This window comes from Rhizobium sp. NLR10b, assembly GCF_019685435.1.
Taxonomy (GTDB): domain Bacteria; phylum Pseudomonadota; class Alphaproteobacteria; order Rhizobiales; family Rhizobiaceae; genus Rhizobium.
The window spans coordinates 65,689-88,832 of record NZ_JABDWV010000008.1; the positions used below are offsets into that span (position 1 = coordinate 65,689).

A 23,144-nucleotide genomic window follows, 5' to 3' on the forward strand; every position below is an offset into this window, starting at 1 on the left:
TCCGGCTGCTTATTCCCGATTAGATCCTCAGCGCACGATCCCTTGCACCGTTGATGTGTGCGACAAGGCTGTTGACGGCGTCCTCCACCGACCGGCGCTCGATCGCCTCGAGCACCTTCAGGTGCTCGCCCATCACGGGTCCGACGTGACCGTCGATGCGAAACCGGTCCTGACTGATCAGGCGCATCTTGATCGAGTTCACGCGGTAGGCGTTCGAGATGATGGTATTTCCAAGCGCATCGATAAAGGCGTCGTGCATGCCCCAGTCGACGGCCTGCGCGTGCAGCTCCAGTTCATGCGACGCGTTGCCGCTTCGAATGGCGTCGGCGATATCCCGGTGCTGTTTCAGGAGATTTGCGATCGTCTCGTCCGAGGCGGATTTGGTAAACAGCGCCACGGCCTCCTTCTCCAGGAAGACGCGCAGCTGGAACGCCTCGCGAATGAGGTTGAGATCGATGTGAGCGATCTGCAAACCGCGCTGCGGCACGGTCTTGATCAGCCCCTCCGCCTCAAGCCTCGGGATGAGCTCCCGGATGGCGCCAAGCGTCAGCCCGGTCAGCTCGACGAGCCGGCGCTGCGACACGAACTGGCCGGGACGCACGTCACGGGCCAGCAGGTGGCGCGTGAAACTTGCATAGGCCTTTTCCCGCAGTGTCGGCTGCTCTTCCGTTTCGTTCATCGCCTCCCCCGCAAACATGGCTGACCTATGCGGCTTTCGATTGAAAAAGACGGTCAAAAGCAAGGGCAAGCTGTGCCTGCGCTTCGCCGGATAATGAAACGAGCGGCGGACGAACCGCAACCCAAATCTCCTCCAAGGTCGTACGCGCGATCATCGTCTTCACGGCCGGAATGACTGGGTGTTTCAGCAATTCAAGGACGAAATCGGCAACGCGAGTATCGTCCCTGCCCTCTTCGGCCACCGGCTTGAGTTCGCGGGGCACAAAATTCGCCATGCCCGATATGGCGCCCTGGCCGCCAAGCCGCACGGCCCTTGCGAGGTGCCGCTCGTCCCCGACCAGGATGATGAGATCACTATGCGCTTTAAGAAGCGCCTCCGTATAGGGCCAATCGCCGGAGGAATCCTTGACGCCTGTGACGATATGGGGAAAGGCGGTCCGCAGTCGGCCGATCAGCGACACGCTCAGCGGCACCATGGTCACGGAGGGAAGATTGTAGACGATGATATCGCGGGCCTTGTCGCCCAACAGGGCGAATACGGCTGAGAACCACTGGAAGACGCCGTCGTCGCTGACGTTCTTGAAATAGGACGGCGGGGCAAGAAGGATGTTGCGGGCGCCCAGGGAAAGAGCCTGACCGGCCTGCATCGCCGCATCCTCTGCGGCATCGACCAACACGCCGACGATGATGTTGCCCGGTGCGATGCCGGCATCAAGAAAGGCTGCCACTATGCGTTCCCGTTCGCCATTCCCGATGGAAGACCCCTCACCGGTCGTCCCGAACAGCGTCACGCTGGAGCACCCGGCGGCAAGACAGCGCCGCGCTTGCGCGATCATCGCCTCGATCGCAATATTGCCATCGCTATCGAACGGCGTGGCGAGAGCGACGGAGAGCCCGAATCTTGATGTCAACTTTGTTCCTCCCGGCTAATGAGTCAGGTGTAGCAGACTGACATGTTAGCTGTAAAGAGTTGATCGTATCGGTCGTTGCGGAGGCTCTCTTGGCACAATATTGCCAGTGGCTGTAAAGCAGACGAAACTCGTTTCTCTGGAAAGTGCGGCTTTAGTAGCAAAAACGGCCAATGGTGGGGCCTGCCTTCAATGACGACAGATGAAAGCTTTCGTCACGTCGACAAATGTGCTACTGAGTAGTAAACTCGGCTCGATGGAGATAAACCGATGAGTGTCAAATCGTCGATCTCGCTGACCGACCAGCAGGACGCGTTTGCCCGGTCGCTGGTGGAGAGCGGCCGGTATTCCAGCATGAGTTCCGTTCTTCAGCAGGGCCTAGAGCTTCTCCGCGTAAAAACGGAAAGCGAGACCGTCGAAACGGCAGCGCTTCGCGAATTAATCCAGCGGCGTTTGAACGGCCCGAGGATTTCCACGACGGAAATGGAAAGCCGCGTCGAGAAAATGATCGACCGGAAGCGGCGGGCTGATCGTGTGGACCCTTGAATATTCCGAGGATGTCGAACGCGATTTTGAGTTGATTTTTGATCATCTCTTCGACTCCCATGTCGAACTCGGAGACTCGCCTGACGAGGCTTTGGAGCGTACCGCTGAACGAATCCGTAAATCGCGTGTCGAAATCGGCCGTCTCGTCGATACGCCTTATATCGGGACATTGCGCCCCGACATTTACCCTGGCATCCGTTTTCTTCGGAGGGACAAGACGGCGGTCTGGTTCTTGCCCGTAGAAAGTAATCGCAAGATCGTTATTGCTGCGATTTTCTACGGTGCTCAGGACCATATCAGACATATGCTTGCGCGTATGCTGGCGAGATAAGGTTGAAGGGTTCAGATCACTCCTTCACCGCGCCTGTCATCGAAGACACATAATAGTCGACGAAGAACGAATAGAGGATAACGACCGGCAGCGAGCCGAAAAGCGCACCCGCCATCAGCGATCCCCATTCGAAGACGTCGCCGCGCACCAGTTCGGTCAGGACGCCGACCGGAATGGTCTTGTTCTCAGAGGACTGGATGAATGTCAGCGCGTAGATGAACTCGTTCCAGGAGAGCGTGAAGGCGAAGATGCCGGCCGAGATCAGGCCCGGCACGGCAAGCGGCAGGATGATCTTGACCAGGATCTGCCAGCGGTTGGCACCGTCCACCAGCGCGCTTTCCTCGAGCTCGAACGGGATCGAGCGGAAATAGCCCATCAGCAGCCAGGTGCAGAAGGGAATGAGGAACGTCGGATAGGTGAAGATCAGCGCCAGCCGCGAATCGTAGATGCCGAGCTTGAAGACGATGAAGGCGAGCGGGATGAACAGGATCGACGGCGGAATAAGATAGGCGAGAAAGATGACGAGGCCGATCTGGCGCGAGCCGGTGAAGCGCACACGCTCGATCGCATAGGCGCCGAACACCGAGGCGACCAGCGACAGCGCCGTCGACCCCACGGCCACCAGCATCGTGTTCCACAGCCACCCGGGATAGGATGTCTCGAGGAAGAGGTACTTGATGTGGTCGAGCGTCGGCCCGACCACCCAGAAGGGGCTGTAATTGTTGTAGTCGGTCAGCTGTTCGTTCGGCTTCACGGCGGTGATCGCCATCCAGTAGAAGGGAAAGAGCAGCACGAAGACGAAGACGGCCATCGGCAGGTAGAGCATCGCCACGCGCCGCGGCAGGCGGTTCAGATAGCTCATGCCCTCGGCATTGTCGGTCAGGACCTCATCGGCGGGTTTGAGATTGGTCGACATGGTTTGCTCCTCAATCCTGTCCGCCCTGCTGCCATTTGCGGCGTTGCAGACCGAAGAAACTGAACATGATGGCGCCGAGCAGGAAGGGTATCATGGCGACGGCGATGGCCGCCCCCTCGCCGAGCTGCCCGCCCGGAATGCCGCGCTGGAAGGAGAGTGTGGCCATCAGATGCGTGGCGTTAACAGGCCCGCCCTTGGTCAGCACGTAGATCAGCTGGAAATCCGTGAAGGTGAAGAGCACTGAGAAGGTCATGACGACGGCGATGATCGGTGTCAGCATCGGCAGCGTCACATAGCGGAAGCGCTGCCAGCTCGTGGCGCCGTCGAGCGAGGCCGCCTCCTGCAGCGAGGCCGGAATGGTCTGCAGGCCGGCAAGCAGCGAGATCGCCACGAAGGGGATGCCGCGCCAGACATTGGCGACGATGACCGATATCCGCGCATTGGTGGGATCACCGAGGAAGTTGATCGGCGCGCTGATCAGCCCGAGCTTCATCAGCGACCACGAGATGATCGAGAACTGGGAATCGTAGATCCACCAGAAGGCCAGCGCCGAAAGCACCGTCGGCACCACCCACGGCAACAGCACGATCGCTCGAAAGAAGGATTTGAACGGAAGGTGCTGGTTCAGGAGCAGCGCCAGCCAGAGGCCGAGCGCGAATTTCAGCGCCGAGGCGATGACCGTGTAAAGAATGGTGTTGAAGACCGACAGCCAGAAAACCGCGTCATCGGCCAGGAACTCATAGTTCTCCAGGCCGACGAAGATGCCGTCCCGGCCGATCCGCGTGTCGGTAAAACCAAGCCAGACGCCGAGCCCCAGGGGATAGGTGAGAAAGCAAACAAGGAACACCGCAGCCGGCAGCATGAAGAGGAAGCCGAGCACGTTGTTGTTCTGCATCAGCGAGGGGCCGCGCTTATCCCCCGAGTTCAAGGTCGACATTGCTTATCTCCAGATTGCATTCAGTCCTTGAGGAGCTCGCGGCATGCCGGATACCAGGCATGCCGCATGTCCCGGCTCCGGATCAGACGCGGTAGTAGCGATTTGCCCGTCGCTCGGCTTCCTTCATCGCGTCCTCGGGCGACTTCTGGCCGGTGACGGCGGCGGCATACATGTCGACCAGCACGTAGTCCGCCATGGTCGCCGCCGAGGCGTAGCCGAGCGGGCCGGCATAACCGTTCGGGCGCAGTTTTTCCGAGGCGAGCGCATAGGGCGCGTGGACCGGGTCGGCAGTCCAGATCGGGTTCTTGGCGAAGGCCTTGAGCGGCTGGCAGCAATAGGCGCTGGAGCCCTGGATCCAGGCATTCATCTGATCGGCTTCCATCATGAACTTGATGTAGGCCTTGGCGGCTTCCGGATATTTGCTGTGCTTGAAGAGCAGGAGCGAGCTCGTCTGGAAAAGTTCGACGCTCTTGCCGACCGGTCCGATCGGGAAATTCGTCGTGCGGATGTCCTTGGCGATCTCGGCGAGCTTCGGATCGTTCTTGGCCGTGTAATAGACCGAGACGCCGTTGGCGATCAGCGATACCTGGCCGGCGAGGAAGGCGCGGTTGTTGTTGACATCCAGCCAGCTTTCCGTGCCCGGAATGAAGGTCGCGTAGAGTTCCTTGGCATAGTTGATCGAGGCGAGCGTTTCCGGGCTGTTGATCGTCACCGTGCCGCTTTCGTCGACCATTTTGCCGCCATGGCTCCAGAGCAGCCAATGGGCATAGTTGTTGCCGTCGCCGACCGCCTTGCCGTGCGGGAAACCGGCGGGCGTGCCCTTTGCCTTCATCGCCTTGCAAAGCTCGAGGAAGCCTGCGGTATCGTTCGGGAATTCGTTGAAGCCGGCCGCCTTGACATGGCTGTCGCGATAGACCACGGCATTGCCGATCGTCGTCAGCGGCATGGCGATGAACTTGTCGTCACGGGTGGCGTAACCCTTCAGGCCGTCGTACCAGCCTTCGTACTTGTTGCCGAGATAGTTGCCGAGTTCCGTGAGATCGACCAGCTTGTCCGGAAATTGATGCGCGTCGTCGAACCAGCACATGATGAGATCCGGACCGGAGCCGACATTGGCGGCAACGGCGGCTTTCGGACGGATGTCCTCCCAGCTCTCCTTGTCGATGCGCACTTCCACGCCGGTGGCTTCAGTGAACTTCTTGGTATTGGCAAGCCAGGCCTCCTCATCGCCCTTCACGAAAGGCGTCCAGCGCAGCAACCGCAGGCTGGCGCCGCTTTCCGGCGTGTAGGTCGGTTCGGCCTGCGCAAAGGACGGCTTGATGCCGAGACCTGCGACACCGGCAACGGCTGCCGATGCAGCAAGAAATTCACGTCTCTTGATCGTCATGAGATTCCTCCTCATTGAAACAGCGGGAGCAATTCTCCGGCATTCACCTCCCGCTTGGTGAACGGCGGCCTGGCATCCGCGATACGGAAAGCTTGTGCTCCCGTGGGGGTTCACCCCTCGAATGCTTGCGCTCCGGCGGAACGGGAGACTCCTCCTCTCCCCTTGTCCCGCCGGCGTCAGTCGGTCAATCGCATGCCGCCTTCGGCGTCGAAGAGATGGACATGCTTGGCGTCGATCGCCACCCGGATGGCTTCGCCCGGGCGGGCATCGACACGTTCGCGGAAGACGCAGCTGACATCGCTGCCGCCGAGGCGGACGGTCAGATGCGTCTCGTAGCCGGTCGGTTCGATCACCACGATCTCGGCCGGCAGTCCGTTGGGATCGAGCGAGATGTATTCGGGGCGCAGCCCGTAGACGAGGAAGCGGCCGATAGCGCTCGCCGGTGGATTGGCGACAGGCAGCCGCGTGCCGTTGGCGGCGACGAACTGGCTGGGGTTCTCCGGATCGAGTCTGCCGTGGATCATGTTCATCGCCGGCGAGCCGATGAAGCCGCCGACAAAGAGATTGGCGGGGCGGTCGTAGAGCTCGAGCGGGCTGCCGATCTGCTCGACGATGCCGTCATGCATGACGACGATCTTGTCGGCCATCGTCATCGCCTCGATCTGATCATGGGTGACGTAGACGGTCGTCGTTTTCAGGCGCTGATGCAGTTCCTTGATCTCGGCGCGCATGGCGACGCGCAGTTTCGCATCGAGGTTGGACAGCGGCTCATCGAACAGGAAGACCTCCGGATTGCGCACGATGGCGCGGCCCATGGCGACGCGCTGGCGCTGACCGCCGGAAAGCTGGCGCGGATAACGGTCGAGCAACTTGTCGAGGCCGAGGATGCCAGCGGCATATTTCACCCGCTTTTCGGCCTCCGCCTTCGGCGATTTGTTGAGCATGAGCGAGAAGCCCATGTTCTGCTCCACCGTCATATGCGGGTAGAGCGCATAATTCTGGAACACCATGGCAATGTCGCGGTCCTTCGGCGGCAGCGTGTTGACCACGCGCCCGCCGATCTTGATCTCGCCGCCGGAAATGTTCTCGAGCCCTGCCAGCATCCTCAGAAGCGTGGACTTGCCGCAGCCCGAAGGGCCGACGAGGATGACGAATTCGCCGTCGGCGATATCGATGTCCACTCCCTTGATGACAGGATGCGCACCGAACGATTTCCGGACATCCGCGAATTGAACGTTTGCCATACTCCCTCCTCCCAGATCATGAGCACTGCATATATGTCGTTTTCAGCCGGCGGCAGCCCGCCGATTCACCCCCGTCCGACAAAGGGCATTTTCGTCGCCATGACAGTCATGGTCAGTACATTGGCGCTGAGCGGCAGGCCGGCCATGTAGACGACCGCGTCGGCAATATGGGCCGGATCGATCGTCGCCTCCGCGGCGATGCTGCCGTTCGCCTGCAGCACGCCGGCCGCAATTTTCGTCGTCATGTCACTGGCGGCATTGCCAATATCGATCTGGCCGCAGGCGATGTCGAATTCGCGCCCGTCAAGGGCGGTGGATTTGGTCAGACCCGTGATGGCGTGCTTCGTGGCGGTGTAAGGCGCGGAATTCGGGCGCGGTGTCGTGGCCGAGACCGAGCCGTTGTTGATGATGCGCCCGCCGCGCGGGGTCTGGTTCTTCATCAGCCGGAAGGCCTGCTGGGTGCAGAGAAAGGCGCCGGTGAGATTGGCGGCGACGATGGCGCTCCACTGCTCGAAGGAAACCTCTTCGAGGGCCACGCCGGGCACGGTGACGCCGGCATTATTGACCAGGAGGTCGAGCCGTCCGTATCTCTCCGAGATCGCATCGAACAGAGCCCGCACCGAAGCGGGGTCGCCGACATCGGCGGGAGCTGCGAAAAACTCGGCCCCCGTTTCGCTGCCTAGCTCACTCGCGGCCTTTTCAAGCACATCGGCCCGTCGTCCTGAAATCACGACCCTGTAGCCGGCAGCGCCGAGTCCCCTCGATATGGCGCGCCCGACGCCGGTGCCACCGCCAGTGACAAGCGCGATCCTTGCTTCTCCGCTCGCCGCTGTGCTCACGCAATCCTCCCGCCGAGTTCATCCTCGATATGCACCTGCAGAATTTCGTCGAAGCTCGTTTCCGCCGTAAAACCGAGCGCAGAAGCCCTCGTCGCATCGAACTGCGTCGGCCAGCCGGCGACAATGCGTTCGATCACCGGATCGGGCACGCGTTTGATGAGGGCGACCGCCTTGTCGCCGGCCACTCGGCGCAGTGCGTCAATCTCTTCGGAGACCAGCGCGGAAAGGCCCGGCATGGTCAGGTTGCGGCGCGCGCCGATCCTCGTCGTATCGATCGTCGCGGCATGGACGAAAAAGCCGACGGCCGCGCGCGGACTGGCAAACCAGTGCCGCACGCTGTCGCTGACCGGCAATATGGCTTCCCTGCCGACGAGCGGCTCGCGCAGAATGTTGGAGAAGAACCCGGAGGCCGCCTTGTTCGGTGCGCCGGGGCGCACGCAGATGGTCGGCAGCCGGATGCCAATGCCGTCGAAGATGCCACGGCGGGAATAATCGGCAAGCAGCAGTTCGGCAATCGCCTTCTGGGTGCCGTAGCTCGTCAGCGGCGTGGTGAAGAATTCGTCGGGAATGACCTCCGGAAACGGCGTGCCGAAGACGGCGATCGAAGAGGCGAAGACGACGCGCGGGACGTAGGTGGTCTTGAGGCCGAGCTGGCGGATTGCATCGAACAGGGCGCGCGTGCCGTCGAGATTGACCGCGTAGCCCTTGTCGAAATCCGCTTCGGCCTCACCCGATACGATGGCGGCCAGATGGAAGATCAGTTCCGGCTGGCCCTCGATCAGCCGGTCGGCCGCGCCGGCGCCGGCGAGATCCACCGTCAGCGCGGTGGTCACGGACCGGAGCGCTTCCGGCACCGGCGGCGGAAAAGCGTCTGCCAGGGTCAGCCGGGTGACAGGCCGGCCGAAAGTGAGCGGCTCACGCTCAATCCTCTCAACCAGCTTACGGCCAACCATGCCGGCGGCGCCCAGAATCATCACATGCATATCGGCTCTTCCTCCCGTCGGCCGGTGTATTCGATCAAGATCGCGCTGCGCGTCCTATGGTTCGTGCGCTCACTCCTGGCCAGTGTCACGGCGATCCGGGACCGGCCTGATCGGACTATGCCCGATCGAATTCAGATAGATTTGCAACCTGCGGGTCAAGTCCTTGACCGATCCGGAGGCACCAGCAATCGTACATGTGTCGGATATCAGACCCTCAGGTGCTCTGCCCGCTCAGCGCATCGGACATGATCCGAGACAGCGGTCTTGTCATTCGTCCGCATGGCTTCTCCTCCCGTTTCCGATAGCTGTTATCGATACCGGTATCGGTAACAACGCCCATTTTTGCGTTTCCTGTCAAGTAGTGAGTGTTTTCCTTTTTTTGAAAAAGGCCTATGAATTTGACGTTGCCCGCTGGCGAGGCAGTTCGACGATGGGGTCGGTGCAATGCATAAATCGACACTGGAAGAAGTTGCCGCTGCGGCCGGCGTCAGCAAGATGACGGCATCGCGCGCTCTTCGCGGCGCCGCCGACGTCTCCAAGGAGACCCGCGAAAAAGTGCTTGAGCAGGCCGAGCGGTTAAATTACGTCGGCAACCGGCTGGCGCTCTCACTGTCGTCGCAGCGCACCAATCTTGTCGCCGTCGTCGTTCCCAGCATGTCCAACATCGTCTTTCCCGAAATGCTGGCGGGCATTTCGGCCGGGCTGCGAGGATCAGGCATGCAGGCGGTGTTCGGCATCTCCGATTATGATATGGCGAAGGAGCGCGAGATCATTCGCGACATGCTCTCCTGGCGCCCTGCCGCCATCATCGTGACGGGTCTCGATCAGCCGGCAGAAACGGTGAGAATGCTGCAGAATGCCGCGATTCCCGTCATCCAACTGATGGACCTCGACGGTACCCCCATCGATTTCAACGTCGGTCTATCTCATGGCAAGGCCGGAGAAGAGATGGCAAAAGCGCTGTTGGCGGCCGGCCGGCGGCGGTTCGGGTATATCGGCAGCGCGATCGACAGGGATCTGCGCGCCGGCAAGCGGAAAGCCGGCTTCGAGAAAGTGCTGCGCGAGAGCGGCCTTTCTTTCGTGGACGAGCGGTTCAACGCCGCCTATTCCTCGGTGGCGCACGGCAAGCGGCTGTCGATGTCGATGCTCGCGGCGACGAGAGATCTCGACTGCATCTATTATTCCAACGACGACATGGCAACCGGCGGCGTCTTTGCGTGCCTGGAACTCGGCATTTCCAGCCCTGCGGAAATCCTGATCGCCGGATTCAATGGGCTGGATGTCGCCAGCGCCCTCCCCGTCAGGATCGCGACTTCGATTTCGCCACGGCGTCAGATGGGCGAAGTCGCTGCTGCGCTTCTGCTCGCTGCGAGCAGCGGCGACGGAAGTCAGATATCCGAAAAAATTATCGCCTTCACTCCCGAGATCACCGGGGTCGATTGAGGCTTTTGCAGCCTCGGCTTGTCGAAGCAGAATCATGGCTGAGACTCCGGTTCACTGGTCTCGACCGAGCTGCGTAACGAGATCGGCAAGCATGGGGAGCTGGCCCTTGAGAATTTTGATCTCAGCTTCTGGGGTAGGAAACCATCCCGCGCGATCGACCTCGGGAAAAGCCTGGATGCGGCCCGATCGTGGTGGCCATTCGATCTGAAACTCCGAACTCCGCACCGTCTCGACATCAAGCGCCGCGTTCGCCTCCACCGACCAGACGACCACCACTTTTCCGCCGGGTTGGCGATATTCACCGAGCGGGGCGAAGCTTCCTTGAATTTCGACGCCGAGCTCCTCCTGCGCCTCCCGGATCGCTGCCGACAATTCGTCTTCGCCGGCTTCGATCAAACCTTTCGGAATAGACCATGCGCCCTCGTCCTTCTTCGCCCAGAAGGGACCGCCGGGATGGACGAGCAGGACCTCCAGCCTCGTCTCGCAAAGGCGGTAGATGAGAAGCCCGGCGCTACGGACCGGCATCGACAACCCCCTCAATGATCATGGTCTTTCCTCGATGACAACTTTCCACGCGGTGGCGCGTTAGAGGTGACAGCCACACAGACGCGCGGAGAATATCATGCCCAAAGAATTTCGTTTCGACCTGCTTGCCAAGAGCGGCTATGTGGCGCGCGGCGTCGTATTCCTCCTTGTGGCGGGCCTCGCCCTCTTTTCCGGCGTCGCCGGGGGGAAGCCGGAAACGAAGTCGGCACTTTCGACGCTTCTCGCACAGCCCTTCGGCCGCGTCTGGGTTGGTCTCATCGGCATCGGACTTCTCGGTTTCGTCGCCTGGCGACTGGCGCAGTCGCTCGCCGACAGCGACGGCCATGGCCGCGACGCCAAGGCCATCGCCATCCGCACGGTTTTCTTCGGCAGCGCCGTCGTCTATCTCGGCCTTGCCGGTTATGCGCTGGGTCACGCACTCTTCAGCGGCGGCGGGAGCCAGCAATCTGGTGAGAAAGGGTTGGCAGAATGGATCATGTCGCAGCCGTTCGGCGCCTATCTTGCCGTAGCCGTCGGCCTCGGCTTCATCATCGGCGGGGTCGTGACGGCAGCCAAGGGCATCAGCAAGAAATTCGAGCGCTATCTCAGACTTGCGGACGTCAGCGGCGTGGTGACCTCGGTCTGCGTATACGGCCTCGTCGCCCGCGGCGTCGTCTTCGTGATCATCGGAATCTTCTTCGCCTATGCAGGGTTTCGCGTTGATCCTCAGCAGGCAGGCAGCATGGCGGACGCGCTCGAATGGGTGAGACAGCTTCCTTTCGGCTCGATCCTCTATATCGCCGTCGCAATCGGACTGGCGGCCTTCGGGATCTATAACCTCGTCGAAGCGCGCTATCGCGTCGTGCACAGCCCGTCCTTTGATGACGTCAAGCAATCGATCCCCACCCCTGGCCATTAGCAAACGGCTTCCCAAGCGGGCGGGCTGCGCCATCTCTGTCAAATGATCTACTTCACCGGCGATACCCATTTTGCAGATCCCCGCGTCCTTCGCATCGACCGACGCCCCTTTCCCGACATGACGTCGCATGACGTGACCCTGATCCGCAACTGGAACGAGATTATTGGTCCGCAGGACGACATCTGGCATCTCGGTGACTTCATGTCGTCTCGCGGCGGGGACTGTGATCAGCTCCTTTCGATGCTGAACGGGCGAAAGCACCTGATCATTGGGAATAATGATCCCGCGACCACGACGGCGGCGAGGGGATGGACAAGCATTCAGCACTACAGCGAGATGACGCTGGACGATCATCTGCTGATCCTGTGCCATTATCCGTTCCGCACCTGGAACAAGATGGGTAAGAAGTCGATCAATCTGCACGGACATTCCCACGGTCGCCTCAAGCCCCTGCCCCGCCAGTACGATGTGGGCGTCGATGCGCAGGGCCTCAGGCCGGTGTCGCTGCAAGCCCTGTTGTCAACGAAGGCGGGGTCATGATGCCGCTGAAGAGCGCTAAGCGACAGGACGAAATGACAGCCTGGTTTTCCTCGCTGGCGCCGGTCCAGCCGACCGAGATGCTCGGCCTGTGGCGAGGTGCGGGCATCCCATCGGATCACCCGCTCGACGGTGTTCTCGAGAACCTCGGCTGGTTCGGGAAGCGGTTTCACGTCGACATGCGCGCGGACGCCCTCCTCTTTCAGTGGCGGTCGGATCGGCTGGTGGCGATCGACCCCGGCATTTTTCCGATCAGCCTGGCCATCAAGGCGGCGCCGTTCGGCCGCACTCGGATCGCCCGGAACTGGTTCTCCTATCTGCAGAAGGCGCTCCGGGCGCGGGGTACGACCGCGTCGCTGAAGCTTCGGACCTTCGATAACCTCACCACAGCTGCTATGATCTACGACAGGCAGCCAATCGCCGACTATTTCCGCAGGACGGGAGACGACGAGGTCGCTGGTATGATGTTCGTCGACGGCGATGCCCGTCGTTATTTCTTCAAGCTCCGGAGAATCGATGCGGCGTCGAGGCGATGGAGTGAATGAGGCGAGAAAGCAGGCTGCCGCCGCAATGGTTGCACGAAGCCTGCGGGGGGAACAATCTGCTCCGCTCAGGTGTTAGGCCATGCAACCCGGGGGGATCTCATGCGTGCTGCTCTGATCGCGACTTTGCTCTCGCTCTCCTGCCTGCCGGCCAAGGCAACAGCGTCGGAGGCTGGATTTCTACAGTCTTTGGGCGGGGACTGGAGCGGAACCGGAATGGTGCTGACCAAGATAGGCGGCCCGAATCTCAAAGTCTCCTGCACCCTTCGATCCGACGCAGGTACATCGGCCGTCTCGATGAGCGGGACGTGTCGCGGCCTTGCGGTTTTCACCAGAACCTTCTCCGCGACCGTAAAGGCCGCCGGAGAGCGTTATACCGGCAATTACGTGGGACCATCAGGACTGCCGTCGAAGCTTGCAGGGAATAGGAAAGGCGCCGCCCTCAACCTGCGGGTGACTTGGGCGCGGCTGATCAACGGAGACCGAGACGCAGTGCTACTGATCGAAAAAATCGGGCAGAACAGGCTTCGACTGCAGACTGTCGACAAAGACCCTGCTTCCGGCCAGCCGGTCATCACCAGCCGCATCGATTTGCAGCGGCCTTCCCTGGCGGAAAGATAGTCGATCGGGCCGCTGGCCAGAGCGGAGTGACGACTCGATCGTCGCCTTCAGTGCTTCTTGGCGCGATGATCGCCGCAGTCGCCCTCTCCGGGCTTCGCATCATTTTTCGCCCGGCGTCGCTTGTCTGCCGAGAGCGAGCGGCTGACCTCGACCGACTCGGTAAAGCGACCCTGATCGTCGCGACGGACGTAGCGCTTGTCGGGGCCTGTATCGATGAGTTCGCGTTTGGACATGGTGGTCTCCTTGTTGAAGCAGGGAAAACGCGCGAGATTCCAAAAGGATGCATCGACCAGCACCATTTCCAGTCGCGCAGATGATGCCGTGGCTCGCAGCCCTACGCGGCCATGCTGACGAGCGCATTGGTAAGCTGCCTGGTATCATAGGGCTTGGAGAAGAAGACGCCGCGCTCGGGCAAAGCATCCGCCTCCGGCTGCTTCATGCCGGAGACGATGATGATTTCCACGGGCGGCCAGCGATCACGGACCGCCTTTGCCAGCATCAAGCCATCCATGCTTCCCGGCATGTCGATATCGGTAAACAGGATCCGTATGCCGGGCACTCTTTCGAAAAGCATGAGCGCCTCGTCGGCATTGCGTGCCTCGAGCGCCTCAAGGCCTGCCTCCTCGACGATGGCGACCGCCATCATCAGCAGCAGAGCTTCGTCCTCGACCACGACTACCTTGGTTTTCATGTCTGGCTCGTATGCTTTTCGTCCCGGCTTGGAGGGTCAACTTCGCCTTTGGCAACCGGTTCCCCAATCGAAAATATTACTTCGAAGATGAGGCCTTCGGTCCGGTAGTCCACCCGGGATCGCGCCTGCGCCTTCGAAGGGAAGGCACGTTCTATGAGCACCGAGCCGAAGCCCTTTTTCGTCGGCGTCGAGACCGGCGGGCCGCCGGCTTCCGTCCACAGAAGCTGGACGCATCCATCCTCATGTTTCCATTCGATGGTGACTGTTCCATTTTCGCTGCCGAGGCTTCCATACTTGGTTGCATTGGTCGCCAGCTCATGAATCACGAGCGAGAGCGGCAGGGCGGTGTCTGCGGGAAGAACGACGTCCGGTCCTTCGAGATGAATGCGCTCGGCTTGCGAGGCGACATGCGCCCGCAGGGCTGCGGAGAGGATATCCCGAATGGGCGAAGCCGACCCCTCCCGCGACAGGATGAGGTCATAGGTGCCGGCGAGGGCTGCGAGCCGCTCGGCGAAGGAATTGTATCTCTCCGGATCTGACCGCGAGAAGGTTTGTCTGGCAATCGCCTGCACGAGCGTAAAGCCATTCTTGACGCGATGCGCCAGCTCGCGGACGAGCAGGCTTCGTTCCTCCTCCGCCTGCTGATTTTGCCGCCTGCGCTCTTCGAGTTCGTCGAGCAGCCGATCGAAGGTTGCGCCGACGAGCCCCAGCTCGTCCGGTCCCGTCATGCCGGTCCGCGCCGTCGTCTGACCGCTGCGCCAGCTTTCCATCACATCGGCGATCCTCGAGATCGGTATCAGGATGAAGCGGTTGCCGATAAAAATCGCGGCGAGGAAGGCGAAAAGCGCACCGCCGATGATGGCGAGCGTATTCATCAGCGTCGCCCGGTCGATCGGCGCGAAGGCTTCCGCTTTCGAGAAGCCGGCGCTGACATAGAGTGGGTTGGAAGGCAAGGCTATCGGGCGATAGCCGACGATATGCGCTGTTCCGTCCTGGCCGGTCATCTCGATGACATCAGGCTGTTCGGCGTGGATCAGCCGCTGGTATTCCTCGGGCATAACCGTACCGACGAACTGTTCGGGAGAGGGAACGTGCGCAATGATAGTCCCTTTGGCGTCGGCGAGCGTCACCGCATTGCCGGGAGCAACACCGCGCTCGGTGATGCGGTTCTGCAGCCAGTCCAGCCGAATTCCGCTGATGATCATCGCCTTGATGCTATCGCCTTCCATCAGCGGCATCGCGAGCGGCAACACCGGGCGATCGGAAAGGCGGCTCTGCGTATAGGTGCCGACGACGAAGTCCTTGGTCTCCAGAGTCTGCCGGAAGTAATCGCGGTCGGAAAACATCACACCCTGTGGAAACGCCATGCTTCCGCAGATGGGATGCCCATCGAGGCCGGCGACGAAGATGGTGCGGATGTTGGGGATACTTTCGACAACCGATTTCAGTGCATCGTTGCAAGCTTGGACGTCGAGATGCCGGACGGAAGGCATGGCGGATACGGCGACGAGAAGGGCGTGCAGACCCTCGATAATCCGCTCGACTTCCGACGAGGCTTGCCTCGCCGCCTGCGCCGCGGAGGCACGCACTTCCTCGTTGCGCTGATGGCGAAGCGCGACTTCGTTGTAGACGAGCATCGCAACCACCGGCGCCAGCGCCGCGACCGCAACTGCAACCAGTTTGAGCCTCATCCTGCCCCCTCTCGGAAAAGAGTTGGTAGCATGATCGAGACGATCCGGCCCAGACCGCGCGCGCAATCTTGTTTACAAAATATCAACATACGAATCCCGATGCGAGTGCGTACGCCTTGCCGAGCTTTGCATCGCGGCTAGTTAAATCAGAGATGAGTGATGCCAAAAGCACTTCCTCTGAAATCTCTGCAGCCGGGTCTGTGCCGCCACGGCCGTTGACCGGCGCAATGGTGGATGAGGTCGAACGTCTTTTATCGGGCCGAACCCGCGATATCCGCCTGACGGGCGAACTGCGCCGCCGTTTTGAGGAAAGGCTGTGGCGGCAAACGGCGAAGGTCATCCGCTCCTGGATGATTTGGGTCGCATTTGTCGATGTTCTAACGCTGGCGCTGAACGCCCTCCTGCTTCCCCGGCAGATCGTTCTGTCGATGATTGCGCCCGCCTGCGTTTTGCCGCCCGCGGCAATCTTGACCGCGGTCGTCTGGAACAAGCCGCGGCCGGCGGCCGTTCAGCGGGCGTCGCTGCTTGTGGGAATGTCCCTCATTCTCCTCTCGGTCGGGCTCGTCGGCGTTTTTGCCGGCGGCGAATTTTACGAGCGGCATTTGAGCATCATGTTGTTCGTCGCGACGAGCGCAATCACCATCTTCAGCGTGCCGCTGGCCTGGACGACCGCAATCGCCTGTTATGCCCTTTGTCTCTACTTCATCCTTCAATGGCACAACCCGCTTTTGGAAGCGGGCAGCGTCGTCGCCGCGACCCTGTTCTTTTCCTGTGGGATCATCGCGACGGTGGTCGCCAGGCGAACGATGAACATCCTGGCGCAGAAGACATTTCTTCTGGACTGCAGGGATCAACGCCGTGTCGCGGAGCTGGCCGACGCGAACGCCCGATTGGAGCGGCTGGCCCGAACCGACCCGCTCACCGGGATCGCCAATCGCCGTTGGATGATGGAAACGCTTGAGGGCCTCTGGCGCAATGGCCGCGAAACTGGCGTCGCCATGCTGATGTGCGATATTGATCATTTCAAGGGGCTGAACGATAAGCTCGGCCATGGCGAAGGCGATCGCTGCCTCGTCAAGGTTGCCGGCATCATCCAGAGCTGCGTGCGCGCAGATCGCGATCTTGTCTCTCGACATGGCGGCGAGGAGTTTCTCATCGTGCTTCCTGATGTCGATGAAGAAGAGGCCGTCGCGGTCGCCAGGCGAATACGCGAAAGCGTGGAAGCGGCCGCCCTGCCGAACCCGGCCTCCAGCGTTGGCCCCTCGGTGACGCTGAGCGTCGGGGTGGCGTTCAAATCGGCACTCGATACGGATGTTTCGTTGGCCAATCTCCAGCACGAGGCCGACATGGCGCTTTACCGCGCCAAGGAGGCCGGACGCAACCAGGTCTCGATCTTTCGTCGTCCGCCTGCTGCCGCCGGACAGACCGCCGCGCGACGTCAGGGGTAGCGGATAGACAGATCGATCAGAGCTCATCCCCCGAACGATCAGCCAGCCCGCAGCCACATAGTCGACGGTCGCGGGAAGGCCGGCCCTATGGCCAGTCGGGTGATCGAGGTCATCGGATCACCAGGATCAATACCATCGCGATGGCGGAGATGAAGCCGGTGACGCTCAGACCGAATGTCAGATATTCGGCTGTCTTTTGCCCGTGATGGCCAAGCTCCACGTTTCCAAGCACAGCCGCGAAGCCTCCGGCCAACCAGCTCGCCAACGTCAATATGCCAAGGAGAAGCGCCCAATGTGTTGCTGTGTCCATCGTCTTGCTCCCGTTACGGCTACTTTTCCTCGCAAGGGAAACGCTCCTGCGCGTCTGATCAGTAACCACATAGCTGCCGTTTTGTTTCCGTGCGGTATCTGCAATTTCGTCCAAAGCCGCCAACTAGTTCATCGGCCATCAACAGTCGTGTTTTCAGCAGATCTCTTGGATTCTCCTTCGGTAACCAGTCGGGGAAACAATCTGGCCCTCAATGAAGGCAGCGATCGTCTCAAAACCACGCCCGTTGATCGCCATCATGCTGGCGCCGAGCACAACCCGACGCGACCGTTCGAAGAGCTTCGCCATGGATTTCCGCAGCTGGTCGGCTTCGCCGCCGCGGGGGCCGAAATCGTCTCTGTTGAAATTGTAATTGGGGCGCATGCTGTCTCGCCTCAGATAACATCGCTGACTGCAGTGGCTGAAAATGCAGCCTTGCTCGTGCTCGAACGAACCTCGAGGATCGAATGCTCAGTTAGGTCGTCACCTAGCTGAATCACAGCCAACGCAATATTCGCCATGTTGAAGCAAAAACATTCCTAGCCAGCGGAGCAAAAGGAACGACCTGTCTTTCTCTTGCCATCTAAGGCGCATAAAAGCTCTTAAACTAGTTCGCACGTGAAAGCGTACCGATTAAGAAGGCTGCCTTAAACAGTTCCATGAAAGCATCGATATCAGACCACATTCTTGCGTCAGCCGGCGCACTTTTCTACCGCGAGGGTATTCGCGCTGTTGGCATTGACCGGATCATCGACGAAACCAAGGTCGCCAAAGCGACGCTCTATCGGCATTTCCCGTCAAAGGACCATCTCGTCGCCGCCTATCTTCAGGACCGTCATGAGCGCGTCGTCCGCTCTCTTGAAGAAGTCTTAGACGAGGCAGCCAATCCACGGGATCAGCTCAAGCTCGTCTTTGAGCGGTTGCATGAGAAGGCTGATAGCCCTGAATTTCGAGGATGTGCGTTCGCTCTGGCGGTGGCCGAGCACGGCGATTCCGAACGTGTCGTTACCGTCGCACGTGCCCACAAAGCCGCCGTCAGCCAAATGTTTCGCGCGCTCATGGCGAGGGCGAATGCCGCAGCACATCAGCCGGCTGCTCACCTTGCCCTCCTTTACGAAGGAGCGCTGGCGACAGTCGCCGTTGGCCGCGATCCCCGAGCCGTGCTGACCGCCAGAGACTGCGCTCTTTTCGTTTTCGACGCCGCACTTTCCCCAATCAAGGACGCTGAACAGGCATAGTATGACCAAAGCAATCGACTACTTCTTCGGCATCGGTTCACCTTGGTCCTTCATCGGTCTCGATGCTTTTACGGAACTTGCGGGAAGGCACGGAGCGTCGATCCGCCCGCACGTCATCTCTATTATTGAGGACAATGGCGGTATCTATTCGCGCAACCGGCCCGAGGCGCGGCGCGCCTACTGGACCAAGGACCTGAAGCGCTGGGCGGCATTGCGCGGCAAGACGCTCAGCTTGGAAAATCGATCCGCGCTTTCCGATCCGACTCCGGCGGGCTTTATGGTGATTGCCGCCATCGAGGATGGCCTGGACTGGCTCAAGCTGACGCGCGCTCTTCAGGCGGCCTTCTGGACGAATGGCGATGATATCGGCCGAAGCGAAATCCGCCAGGCTATTGCCCAAACGGCAGGTTTCGATGGAACAAAGCTCGAAGATCGGGCTCGGTCGGAGGCGATCCAGTCAGTCTGGCGATCCAACATAGAAGGCGCCAAGAACGCCGGTATCTTCGGCCTTCCGACGTTTCGTTACGAGGACGAGCTCTACTGGGGCCAGGACAGCCTGCCATTCCTGGAACGCCATCTGAAGGGCGAGAAGATCGCCGTCTGACACCCATAGACTGGGTGCAAACACATATGCGCGATTTCTCGCCGCCACCACTGCTGACTGAGGAACCAGAAATGGGCGCCCTATCCACCGAGCTATCCGATCAGTTGCTGTCGATGTTCGGCAATCGCTTCTCGATTTCGCAGGCGCTGCGCGAACAGCATGGCCGCGGTGAATCCCACCACGCATCGGCAATCCCCGATGCCGTGGTGTTTGCGGAAAGCACGGACGAGGTCGCCGAGATCGTTCGGCTCTGCGCGGCCGAAAACGTGCCCGTCGTCGCCTTTGGCGCGGGCACGTCGCTCGAAGGCCATCTGACCGCGGTGCGCGGTGGCATTTCCATCGATCTTTCGCAGATGTCGCAGATCATTCGCGTCAGCGCCGAGGATCTCGACTGCACCGTCCAAGCCGGCGTCACGCGCGAACAGCTCAACGCTTATCTGCGCGATCAGGGCCTGTTCTTTCCGATCGACCCGGGCGCCAACGCTTCGATTGGCGGCATGGCAGCGACCCGTGCATCAGGCACCAACGCCGTTCGCTACGGCACCATGCGCGAGAACGTGCTGTCGTTGACTGTTGTGCTGCCGAGTGGCCAGGTCATCCGGACCGGCGGGCGGGCGCGTAAATCGGCAGCTGGATATGACCTCACACGCCTGTTCGTCGGTTCGGAAGGCACGCTCGGTATCATCACTGAACTGACGTTACGGCTCCAGGGGGTTCCGGAAACCATTTCGGCGGCCCTTTGTTCATTCGAGAACGTTGAGCAAGCGGTCAACGCGGCAATTGCGATCGTGCAGCTTGCGATTCCAGTCGCCCGGATGGAACTGATGGACCGTGGCCTAATTTCCGCCACCAACGCTTATTCCGGTCTCTCTCTCAAGATTGAAGATACCCTCGCCTTCGAGTTCCACGGATCCCCTGCCTCGGTTCAGGAGCAGGTCGAATTGGTTGGAGAAATCGTGAAGGATCACGGTGGCAAGGACTTCGAATGGGCCAACGCGCCGGAAGAACGAAACCGTCTCTGGAAAGCCCGCCACAACGCCTTCTACGCGGTCGTCTCGCAACGGCAAAATGCACGGGGCTGGTCATCCGATGTCTGCGTTCCGGTTTCGGAACTCAGCGGCTGCATTCTCAAGACGCGCACGCTCTTGCAGGACTGCAGCGTTCCGGCTGCCATTCTCGGCCATGTCGGCGACGGCAACTATCATGTGGTCTTCGCCGTGGATTCGGATAACGAAGCGGAGCTCGCGGAGGTCGCCGCCATCAACAAGAAGATGGTGGAACACGCAATCTCCGTCGGCGGCACGTCGACCGGGGAACACGGCGTCGGCACCGGCAAGATCGGCTATCTGCGTCAGGAACATGGAGACGCCGTCGAGCTGATGGCCCTGCTCAAGAACGCCATCGATCCCAAAGGCATCATGAACCCCGGCAAGATCCTGCCGGCATAAGTGCTGCTCATTTTTCCACCCTTGCCGCGGGAGACGGTGCGATGGACGGTTTCAAACCCCACAGCTCTCACTGGGGTGCATTCTATGGACGGCACCAGAGCGGCGAGCTCAAAATCCGTCCCCATCCCGCCGACCCGCATCCATCTCCCCTGCTCGGCAATCTTCCCGCGATCGCACATAGCTCCGCCCGCATCCGGCGCCCGGCCGTCAGACGAGGCTGGCTTGAAGGCAGGCCTGATAATGCGGAGAAGCGCGGAAGCGACGTCTATGTCGAGGTCGCCTGGCCGGAAGCGCTCGATCTGGTCGCCAACGAGCTTCGCCGTGTCTACGGCAAAGTCGGGCCGCAAGCCATCTTCGGCGGCTCGTACGGCTGGTCGAGTGCCGGACGGTTTCATCACGCCCAAAGCCAGATCCACCGCTTCCTGAACGTGCTCGGCGGATATGTAAGATCGGTCAATACCTACAGTTCGGGCGCGGCGATGGTCGTCATTCCGCATGTGCTCGGCCCCTATGATCATTTCGACCGAAAGAGCGTCACCTGGGAGGCGATCGAGCGTAGCACCGAGCTGATCGTCGCCTTCGGCGGCATGGCGGTCAAGAACACCGATGTCCATGGCGGCGGCATCAGCCGGCATGTCGTGCGCCCTGCGCTGAGCGGTGCCCGCGCGCGTGGTGCGCGCTTCGTTCTCATAAGCCCGCTCAAGGATGATATTGCCACCGATCTCGATGCGGAATGGCTGCCAGTCATCCCCGGAACCGATGTCGCGCTCATGCTCGCAATCGCCTTCGTTCTCGTCGCCGAGGGGCGGCATGACCGGGAATATCTCGACCGCTATACGACAGGCTATCCACGCTTCGAGGCTTATCTGCTGGGACGCGAGGATGGCGTCGAGAAGAGCCCGCAATGGGCAGCCGGCATCTGCGGTATCGCCGCCGAGACGATCGTGGATCTGGCGCGGAGCATGGCGAATGCCCGAACGCTGATCACCGTCAGCCATTCCCTGCAGCGCGCCGATTACGGCGAGCAGCCGGTCTGGATGGGGATCGTGTTGGCGGCCATGCTCGGCCAGATCGGGCTCGATGGCGGCGGCTTTTCCTATTCGCTCGGTGCGCTCGGCAACATCGGCAAGCGCCAACTCACCGTCCCCCTGCCGACGCTCAGGCAGTTCCACAATCCGGTGACGGATTTCATTCCTGTCGCACGGATCGCAGACATGCTGCTGAACCCCGGCGATCCGTTCCACTACAATGGCCAGTCTTTGCGCTATCCTGACATCCGCCTCGTTTATTGGGCGGGCGGCAATCCGTTCCATCATCATCAGGATCTCAACAGGCTGCGCAAGGCATTCAAGAAGCCGGAGACGATCATCGTGCACGAGACGGCGTGGACGTCTTCGGCGCGCCACGCGGATATCGTCCTACCCGCGACCACGTCGCTCGAGCGTGACGATATCGGCGCGGCCGACCGCGATCCGATGATGATCGCCATGAAGAAGCTGATCGAGCCGGTCGGCGAAGCACGCTCCGACTACGAGATATTCGCTGATATCGCAGAGCGCCTCGGCAGGCGCGGCGAGTTCACCGAGAACCGGTCAAGCCGTGAGTGGCTGGCTTTCCTCTTCGAGACCACCCGAACAGCACTCGCCGCCGCCGGGCATCCGGCGCCGGATTTCGAAACGTTCTGGGAAAAGGGTGAGCTGATGCTGCCGGTAAAGCCTGACGATGGCGGGCCTGCGCGCGCATTCCGCGCCGATCCAGACGGCAATCCGCTGCCGACGCCATCGGGCAGGATCGAAATCTTCTCTGACACGATAGAGAGCTTTGGCTATGACGATTGCCGAGGCCATCCGCGCTGGTATGAACCGGCCCTGGAGACAGACCCCGTAGAGACAACCTATCCTCTTTACCTCATCTGCAACCAGCCCCACGCGCGCCTTCACAGCCAGCTGGACTATGGTGACTTCAGCCGTTCCACCAAGATCGGCGGCCGGGAGCCGGTGCGCATGCACCCTACCGATGCGGCAGAGCGTGGCATTTCGGACCAGGATATCGTCAGGCTGTTCAACGCCCGCGGCAGTTGCCTGGCGGCTGCGGTGATCAGTGGGGACGTAAGACCGGGTGTCATGCAGCTTGCCACCGGCGCATGGTTCGAGCCCGATGATGCTGATGCCGCGATGGCCATGTGCATTCATGGCAACCCGAACATCCTCACCCGTGACGCCGGTACATCGCAGCTTGCCCAAGGCTCGACGGGCCAACTGACGAAGGTCGATGTCGAGCGCTTTACCGGTGAACTGCCGCCCGTGCGCATTCTCGACGGAATGACGTTTAGGGCCGGATAGACCGGCATCGCGCAATCTC

At 60.9% G+C, this 23,144-nt stretch carries 26 protein-coding genes; 12 read left to right on the forward strand and 14 right to left on the reverse strand.

Annotated elements, in window-relative coordinates:
• Positions 1 to 19: 19 nt before the first annotated feature.
• Together HJB91_RS14920 and HJB91_RS14925 are read right to left on the reverse strand one after the other, a co-directional pair.
• Complete coding sequence (locus HJB91_RS14920; protein WP_210631999.1) at positions 20 to 697, reverse strand: GntR family transcriptional regulator; 678 nt, start codon at positions 695 to 697, stop codon at positions 20 to 22.
• Positions 698 to 704: 7 nt separating this feature from the next.
• Complete coding sequence (locus HJB91_RS14925; protein WP_221155160.1) at positions 705 to 1,589, reverse strand: dihydrodipicolinate synthase family protein; 885 nt, start codon at positions 1,587 to 1,589, stop codon at positions 705 to 707.
• Positions 1,590 to 1,856: 267 nt separating this feature from the next.
• Between HJB91_RS14925 and HJB91_RS14930 the strand changes: the two genes are divergently transcribed.
• Both HJB91_RS14930 and HJB91_RS14935 read left to right on the forward strand, forming a co-directional pair.
• Positions 1,857 to 2,132, forward strand: a complete 276-nt coding sequence (locus HJB91_RS14930; RefSeq protein ID WP_221155161.1) for a type II toxin-antitoxin system ParD family antitoxin — start codon at positions 1,857 to 1,859, stop codon at positions 2,130 to 2,132.
• Positions 2,113 to 2,463: a type II toxin-antitoxin system RelE/ParE family toxin gene (locus tag HJB91_RS14935; protein WP_221155354.1), complete on the forward strand. Its 351-nt coding sequence runs from the start codon at positions 2,113 to 2,115 to the stop codon at positions 2,461 to 2,463. Before HJB91_RS14930 ends, HJB91_RS14935 begins: the two co-directional genes overlap by 20 nt.
• A gap of 16 nt (positions 2,464 to 2,479) precedes the next feature.
• Here HJB91_RS14935 and HJB91_RS14940 read toward each other — a convergent pair whose 3' ends face one another.
• From HJB91_RS14940 to denD, 6 genes are all read right to left on the reverse strand, one after another.
• The gene (locus tag HJB91_RS14940) at positions 2,480 to 3,379 is read right to left on the reverse strand and encodes a carbohydrate ABC transporter permease (protein WP_221123496.1); all 900 of its coding nucleotides are present in this window, start codon (positions 3,377 to 3,379) and stop codon (positions 2,480 to 2,482) included.
• Between the two features lie 10 nt (positions 3,380 to 3,389).
• Complete coding sequence (locus HJB91_RS14945; RefSeq protein ID WP_210632003.1) at positions 3,390 to 4,316, reverse strand: carbohydrate ABC transporter permease; 927 nt, start codon at positions 4,314 to 4,316, stop codon at positions 3,390 to 3,392.
• A gap of 82 nt (positions 4,317 to 4,398) precedes the next feature.
• Positions 4,399 to 5,703, reverse strand: coding sequence for an ABC transporter substrate-binding protein (locus HJB91_RS14950; RefSeq protein ID WP_221155164.1), 1,305 nt, complete (start codon positions 5,701 to 5,703; stop codon positions 4,399 to 4,401).
• Positions 5,704 to 5,879: 176 nt separating this feature from the next.
• Positions 5,880 to 6,947, reverse strand: coding sequence for an ABC transporter ATP-binding protein (locus HJB91_RS14955; RefSeq protein ID WP_221155166.1), 1,068 nt, complete (start codon positions 6,945 to 6,947; stop codon positions 5,880 to 5,882).
• Between the two features lie 65 nt (positions 6,948 to 7,012).
• Complete coding sequence (locus tag HJB91_RS14960) at positions 7,013 to 7,786, reverse strand: SDR family oxidoreductase (RefSeq protein WP_221155168.1); 774 nt, start codon at positions 7,784 to 7,786, stop codon at positions 7,013 to 7,015.
• Positions 7,783 to 8,769 carry a D-erythronate dehydrogenase gene (denD, locus tag HJB91_RS14965; protein WP_221155170.1) on the reverse strand — a complete coding sequence of 329 codons (987 nt, stop codon included), beginning with the start codon at positions 8,767 to 8,769 and terminating at the stop codon, positions 7,783 to 7,785. Before denD ends, HJB91_RS14960 begins: the two co-directional genes overlap by 4 nt.
• Before the next feature lie 444 nt (positions 8,770 to 9,213).
• On the opposite strand from denD, the gene HJB91_RS14970 reads away from it, so the two are divergent.
• Positions 9,214 to 10,212 (forward strand): LacI family DNA-binding transcriptional regulator, encoded by a 999-nt coding sequence (locus HJB91_RS14970; protein WP_210632008.1) that lies wholly within the window; start codon positions 9,214 to 9,216, stop codon positions 10,210 to 10,212.
• Positions 10,213 to 10,263: 51 nt separating this feature from the next.
• Here the strand turns inward: HJB91_RS14970 and HJB91_RS14975 are convergent, their stop codons facing one another.
• Entirely contained in the window at positions 10,264 to 10,737 is a 474-nt protein-coding gene (locus HJB91_RS14975) for an NUDIX domain-containing protein (RefSeq protein ID WP_221147035.1), read from the reverse strand.
• 97 nt (positions 10,738 to 10,834) lie between these two features.
• Here HJB91_RS14975 and HJB91_RS14980 point away from each other — a divergent pair, with 97 nt between their 5' ends.
• The 4 genes from HJB91_RS14980 to HJB91_RS14995 all read left to right on the forward strand — a co-directional run bounded on the left by HJB91_RS14980 (position 10,835) and on the right by HJB91_RS14995 (position 13,356).
• On the forward strand, positions 10,835 to 11,656 hold the full coding sequence (locus HJB91_RS14980) for a DUF1206 domain-containing protein (RefSeq protein ID WP_210632010.1): 822 nt from the start codon (positions 10,835 to 10,837) through the stop codon (positions 11,654 to 11,656).
• Between the two features lie 42 nt (positions 11,657 to 11,698).
• A complete protein-coding gene (locus tag HJB91_RS14985) occupies positions 11,699 to 12,196 on the forward strand; it encodes a metallophosphoesterase family protein (RefSeq protein ID WP_210632011.1) in 498 nt (165 codons plus the stop codon).
• Positions 12,196 to 12,738 (forward strand): GXWXG domain-containing protein, encoded by a 543-nt coding sequence (locus HJB91_RS14990; RefSeq protein WP_210632179.1) that lies wholly within the window; start codon positions 12,196 to 12,198, stop codon positions 12,736 to 12,738. The genes HJB91_RS14985 and HJB91_RS14990 overlap by 1 nt, the downstream gene beginning before the upstream one ends.
• A gap of 99 nt (positions 12,739 to 12,837) precedes the next feature.
• The gene (locus HJB91_RS14995; RefSeq protein ID WP_210632012.1) at positions 12,838 to 13,356 is read left to right on the forward strand and encodes a hypothetical protein; all 519 of its coding nucleotides are present in this window, start codon (positions 12,838 to 12,840) and stop codon (positions 13,354 to 13,356) included.
• Between the two features lie 47 nt (positions 13,357 to 13,403).
• Here HJB91_RS14995 and HJB91_RS15000 read toward each other — a convergent pair whose 3' ends face one another.
• The 3 genes from HJB91_RS15000 to HJB91_RS15010 form a co-directional block, all read right to left on the reverse strand.
• Positions 13,404 to 13,589, reverse strand: coding sequence for a hypothetical protein (locus HJB91_RS15000; RefSeq protein WP_221155356.1), 186 nt, complete (start codon positions 13,587 to 13,589; stop codon positions 13,404 to 13,406).
• A gap of 101 nt (positions 13,590 to 13,690) precedes the next feature.
• Entirely contained in the window at positions 13,691 to 14,047 is a 357-nt protein-coding gene (locus HJB91_RS15005; protein WP_221155172.1) for a response regulator, read from the reverse strand.
• Positions 14,044 to 15,738, reverse strand: a complete 1,695-nt coding sequence (locus HJB91_RS15010) for a sensor histidine kinase (RefSeq protein ID WP_221155174.1) — start codon at positions 15,736 to 15,738, stop codon at positions 14,044 to 14,046. Before HJB91_RS15010 ends, HJB91_RS15005 begins: the two co-directional genes overlap by 4 nt.
• Before the next feature lie 152 nt (positions 15,739 to 15,890).
• Here HJB91_RS15010 and HJB91_RS15015 point away from each other — a divergent pair, with 152 nt between their 5' ends.
• The gene (locus HJB91_RS15015; protein WP_221155176.1) at positions 15,891 to 17,186 is read left to right on the forward strand and encodes a GGDEF domain-containing protein; all 1,296 of its coding nucleotides are present in this window, start codon (positions 15,891 to 15,893) and stop codon (positions 17,184 to 17,186) included.
• A 109-nt stretch (positions 17,187 to 17,295) separates the two neighbouring features.
• On the opposite strand, the gene HJB91_RS15020 is transcribed toward HJB91_RS15015, so the two are convergent.
• Positions 17,296 to 17,496 (reverse strand): hypothetical protein, encoded by a 201-nt coding sequence (locus tag HJB91_RS15020; RefSeq protein WP_085781373.1) that lies wholly within the window; start codon positions 17,494 to 17,496, stop codon positions 17,296 to 17,298.
• Positions 17,497 to 17,649: 153 nt separating this feature from the next.
• Positions 17,650 to 17,877 (reverse strand): hypothetical protein, encoded by a 228-nt coding sequence (locus HJB91_RS15025; RefSeq protein WP_221155178.1) that lies wholly within the window; start codon positions 17,875 to 17,877, stop codon positions 17,650 to 17,652.
• A 275-nt stretch (positions 17,878 to 18,152) separates the two neighbouring features.
• On the opposite strand from HJB91_RS15025, the gene HJB91_RS15030 reads away from it, so the two are divergent.
• The 4 genes from HJB91_RS15030 (at position 18,153) to HJB91_RS15045 (ending at position 23,125) form a co-directional block, all read left to right on the forward strand.
• Positions 18,153 to 18,731 carry a TetR/AcrR family transcriptional regulator gene (locus HJB91_RS15030; protein WP_221155180.1) on the forward strand — a complete coding sequence of 193 codons (579 nt, stop codon included), beginning with the start codon at positions 18,153 to 18,155 and terminating at the stop codon, positions 18,729 to 18,731.
• Position 18,732: 1 nt separating this feature from the next.
• On the forward strand, positions 18,733 to 19,335 hold the full coding sequence (locus tag HJB91_RS15035) for a 2-hydroxychromene-2-carboxylate isomerase (RefSeq protein ID WP_221155182.1): 603 nt from the start codon (positions 18,733 to 18,735) through the stop codon (positions 19,333 to 19,335).
• 71 nt (positions 19,336 to 19,406) lie between these two features.
• Positions 19,407 to 20,783 carry an FAD-binding oxidoreductase gene (locus tag HJB91_RS15040; protein WP_221155193.1) on the forward strand — a complete coding sequence of 459 codons (1,377 nt, stop codon included), beginning with the start codon at positions 19,407 to 19,409 and terminating at the stop codon, positions 20,781 to 20,783.
• A gap of 41 nt (positions 20,784 to 20,824) precedes the next feature.
• On the forward strand, positions 20,825 to 23,125 hold the full coding sequence (locus tag HJB91_RS15045) for a molybdopterin guanine dinucleotide-containing S/N-oxide reductase (protein WP_221155195.1): 2,301 nt from the start codon (positions 20,825 to 20,827) through the stop codon (positions 23,123 to 23,125).
• The last annotated feature ends 19 nt before the right edge of the window (positions 23,126 to 23,144 follow it).

What these genes read in the sequence shown, in the direction of transcription:
- HJB91_RS14955 (WP_221155166.1), bottom strand. Translation starts at nt 6,947, where the DNA reads ATGGCAAACGTTCAATTCGCGGATGTCCGGAAATCGTTCGGTGCGCAT.
- HJB91_RS14940 (WP_221123496.1), bottom strand. Translation starts at nt 3,379, where the DNA reads ATGTCGACCAATCTCAAACCCGCCGATGAGGTCCTGACCGACAATGCC.
- HJB91_RS15045 (WP_221155195.1), top strand. Translation starts at nt 20,825, where the DNA reads ATGGACGGTTTCAAACCCCACAGCTCTCACTGGGGTGCATTCTATGGA.
- HJB91_RS14970 (WP_210632008.1), top strand. Translation starts at nt 9,214, where the DNA reads ATGCATAAATCGACACTGGAAGAAGTTGCCGCTGCGGCCGGCGTCAGC.
- HJB91_RS15030 (WP_221155180.1), top strand. Translation starts at nt 18,153, where the DNA reads ATGAAAGCATCGATATCAGACCACATTCTTGCGTCAGCCGGCGCACTT.
- HJB91_RS14945 (WP_210632003.1), bottom strand. Translation starts at nt 4,316, where the DNA reads ATGTCGACCTTGAACTCGGGGGATAAGCGCGGCCCCTCGCTGATGCAG.
- HJB91_RS15005 (WP_221155172.1), bottom strand. Translation starts at nt 14,047, where the DNA reads ATGAAAACCAAGGTAGTCGTGGTCGAGGACGAAGCTCTGCTGCTGATG.
- HJB91_RS15040 (WP_221155193.1), top strand. Translation starts at nt 19,407, where the DNA reads ATGGGCGCCCTATCCACCGAGCTATCCGATCAGTTGCTGTCGATGTTC.
- HJB91_RS14950 (WP_221155164.1), bottom strand. Translation starts at nt 5,703, where the DNA reads ATGACGATCAAGAGACGTGAATTTCTTGCTGCATCGGCAGCCGTTGCC.
- HJB91_RS15010 (WP_221155174.1), bottom strand. Translation starts at nt 15,738, where the DNA reads ATGAGGCTCAAACTGGTTGCAGTTGCGGTCGCGGCGCTGGCGCCGGTG.
- denD (WP_221155170.1), bottom strand. Translation starts at nt 8,769, where the DNA reads ATGCATGTGATGATTCTGGGCGCCGCCGGCATGGTTGGCCGTAAGCTG.
- HJB91_RS14930 (WP_221155161.1), top strand. Translation starts at nt 1,857, where the DNA reads ATGAGTGTCAAATCGTCGATCTCGCTGACCGACCAGCAGGACGCGTTT.
- HJB91_RS15000 (WP_221155356.1), bottom strand. Translation starts at nt 13,589, where the DNA reads ATGTCCAAACGCGAACTCATCGATACAGGCCCCGACAAGCGCTACGTC.
- HJB91_RS14975 (WP_221147035.1), bottom strand. Translation starts at nt 10,737, where the DNA reads ATGCCGGTCCGTAGCGCCGGGCTTCTCATCTACCGCCTTTGCGAGACG.
- HJB91_RS14990 (WP_210632179.1), top strand. Translation starts at nt 12,196, where the DNA reads ATGCCGCTGAAGAGCGCTAAGCGACAGGACGAAATGACAGCCTGGTTT.
- HJB91_RS14995 (WP_210632012.1), top strand. Translation starts at nt 12,838, where the DNA reads ATGCGTGCTGCTCTGATCGCGACTTTGCTCTCGCTCTCCTGCCTGCCG.
- HJB91_RS15035 (WP_221155182.1), top strand. Translation starts at nt 18,733, where the DNA reads ATGACCAAAGCAATCGACTACTTCTTCGGCATCGGTTCACCTTGGTCC.
- HJB91_RS15020 (WP_085781373.1), bottom strand. Translation starts at nt 17,496, where the DNA reads ATGGACACAGCAACACATTGGGCGCTTCTCCTTGGCATATTGACGTTG.
- HJB91_RS15015 (WP_221155176.1), top strand. Translation starts at nt 15,891, where the DNA reads ATGAGTGATGCCAAAAGCACTTCCTCTGAAATCTCTGCAGCCGGGTCT.
- HJB91_RS14985 (WP_210632011.1), top strand. Translation starts at nt 11,699, where the DNA reads ATGATCTACTTCACCGGCGATACCCATTTTGCAGATCCCCGCGTCCTT.
- HJB91_RS15025 (WP_221155178.1), bottom strand. Translation starts at nt 17,877, where the DNA reads ATGCGCCCCAATTACAATTTCAACAGAGACGATTTCGGCCCCCGCGGC.
- HJB91_RS14920 (WP_210631999.1), bottom strand. Translation starts at nt 697, where the DNA reads ATGTTTGCGGGGGAGGCGATGAACGAAACGGAAGAGCAGCCGACACTG.
- HJB91_RS14980 (WP_210632010.1), top strand. Translation starts at nt 10,835, where the DNA reads ATGCCCAAAGAATTTCGTTTCGACCTGCTTGCCAAGAGCGGCTATGTG.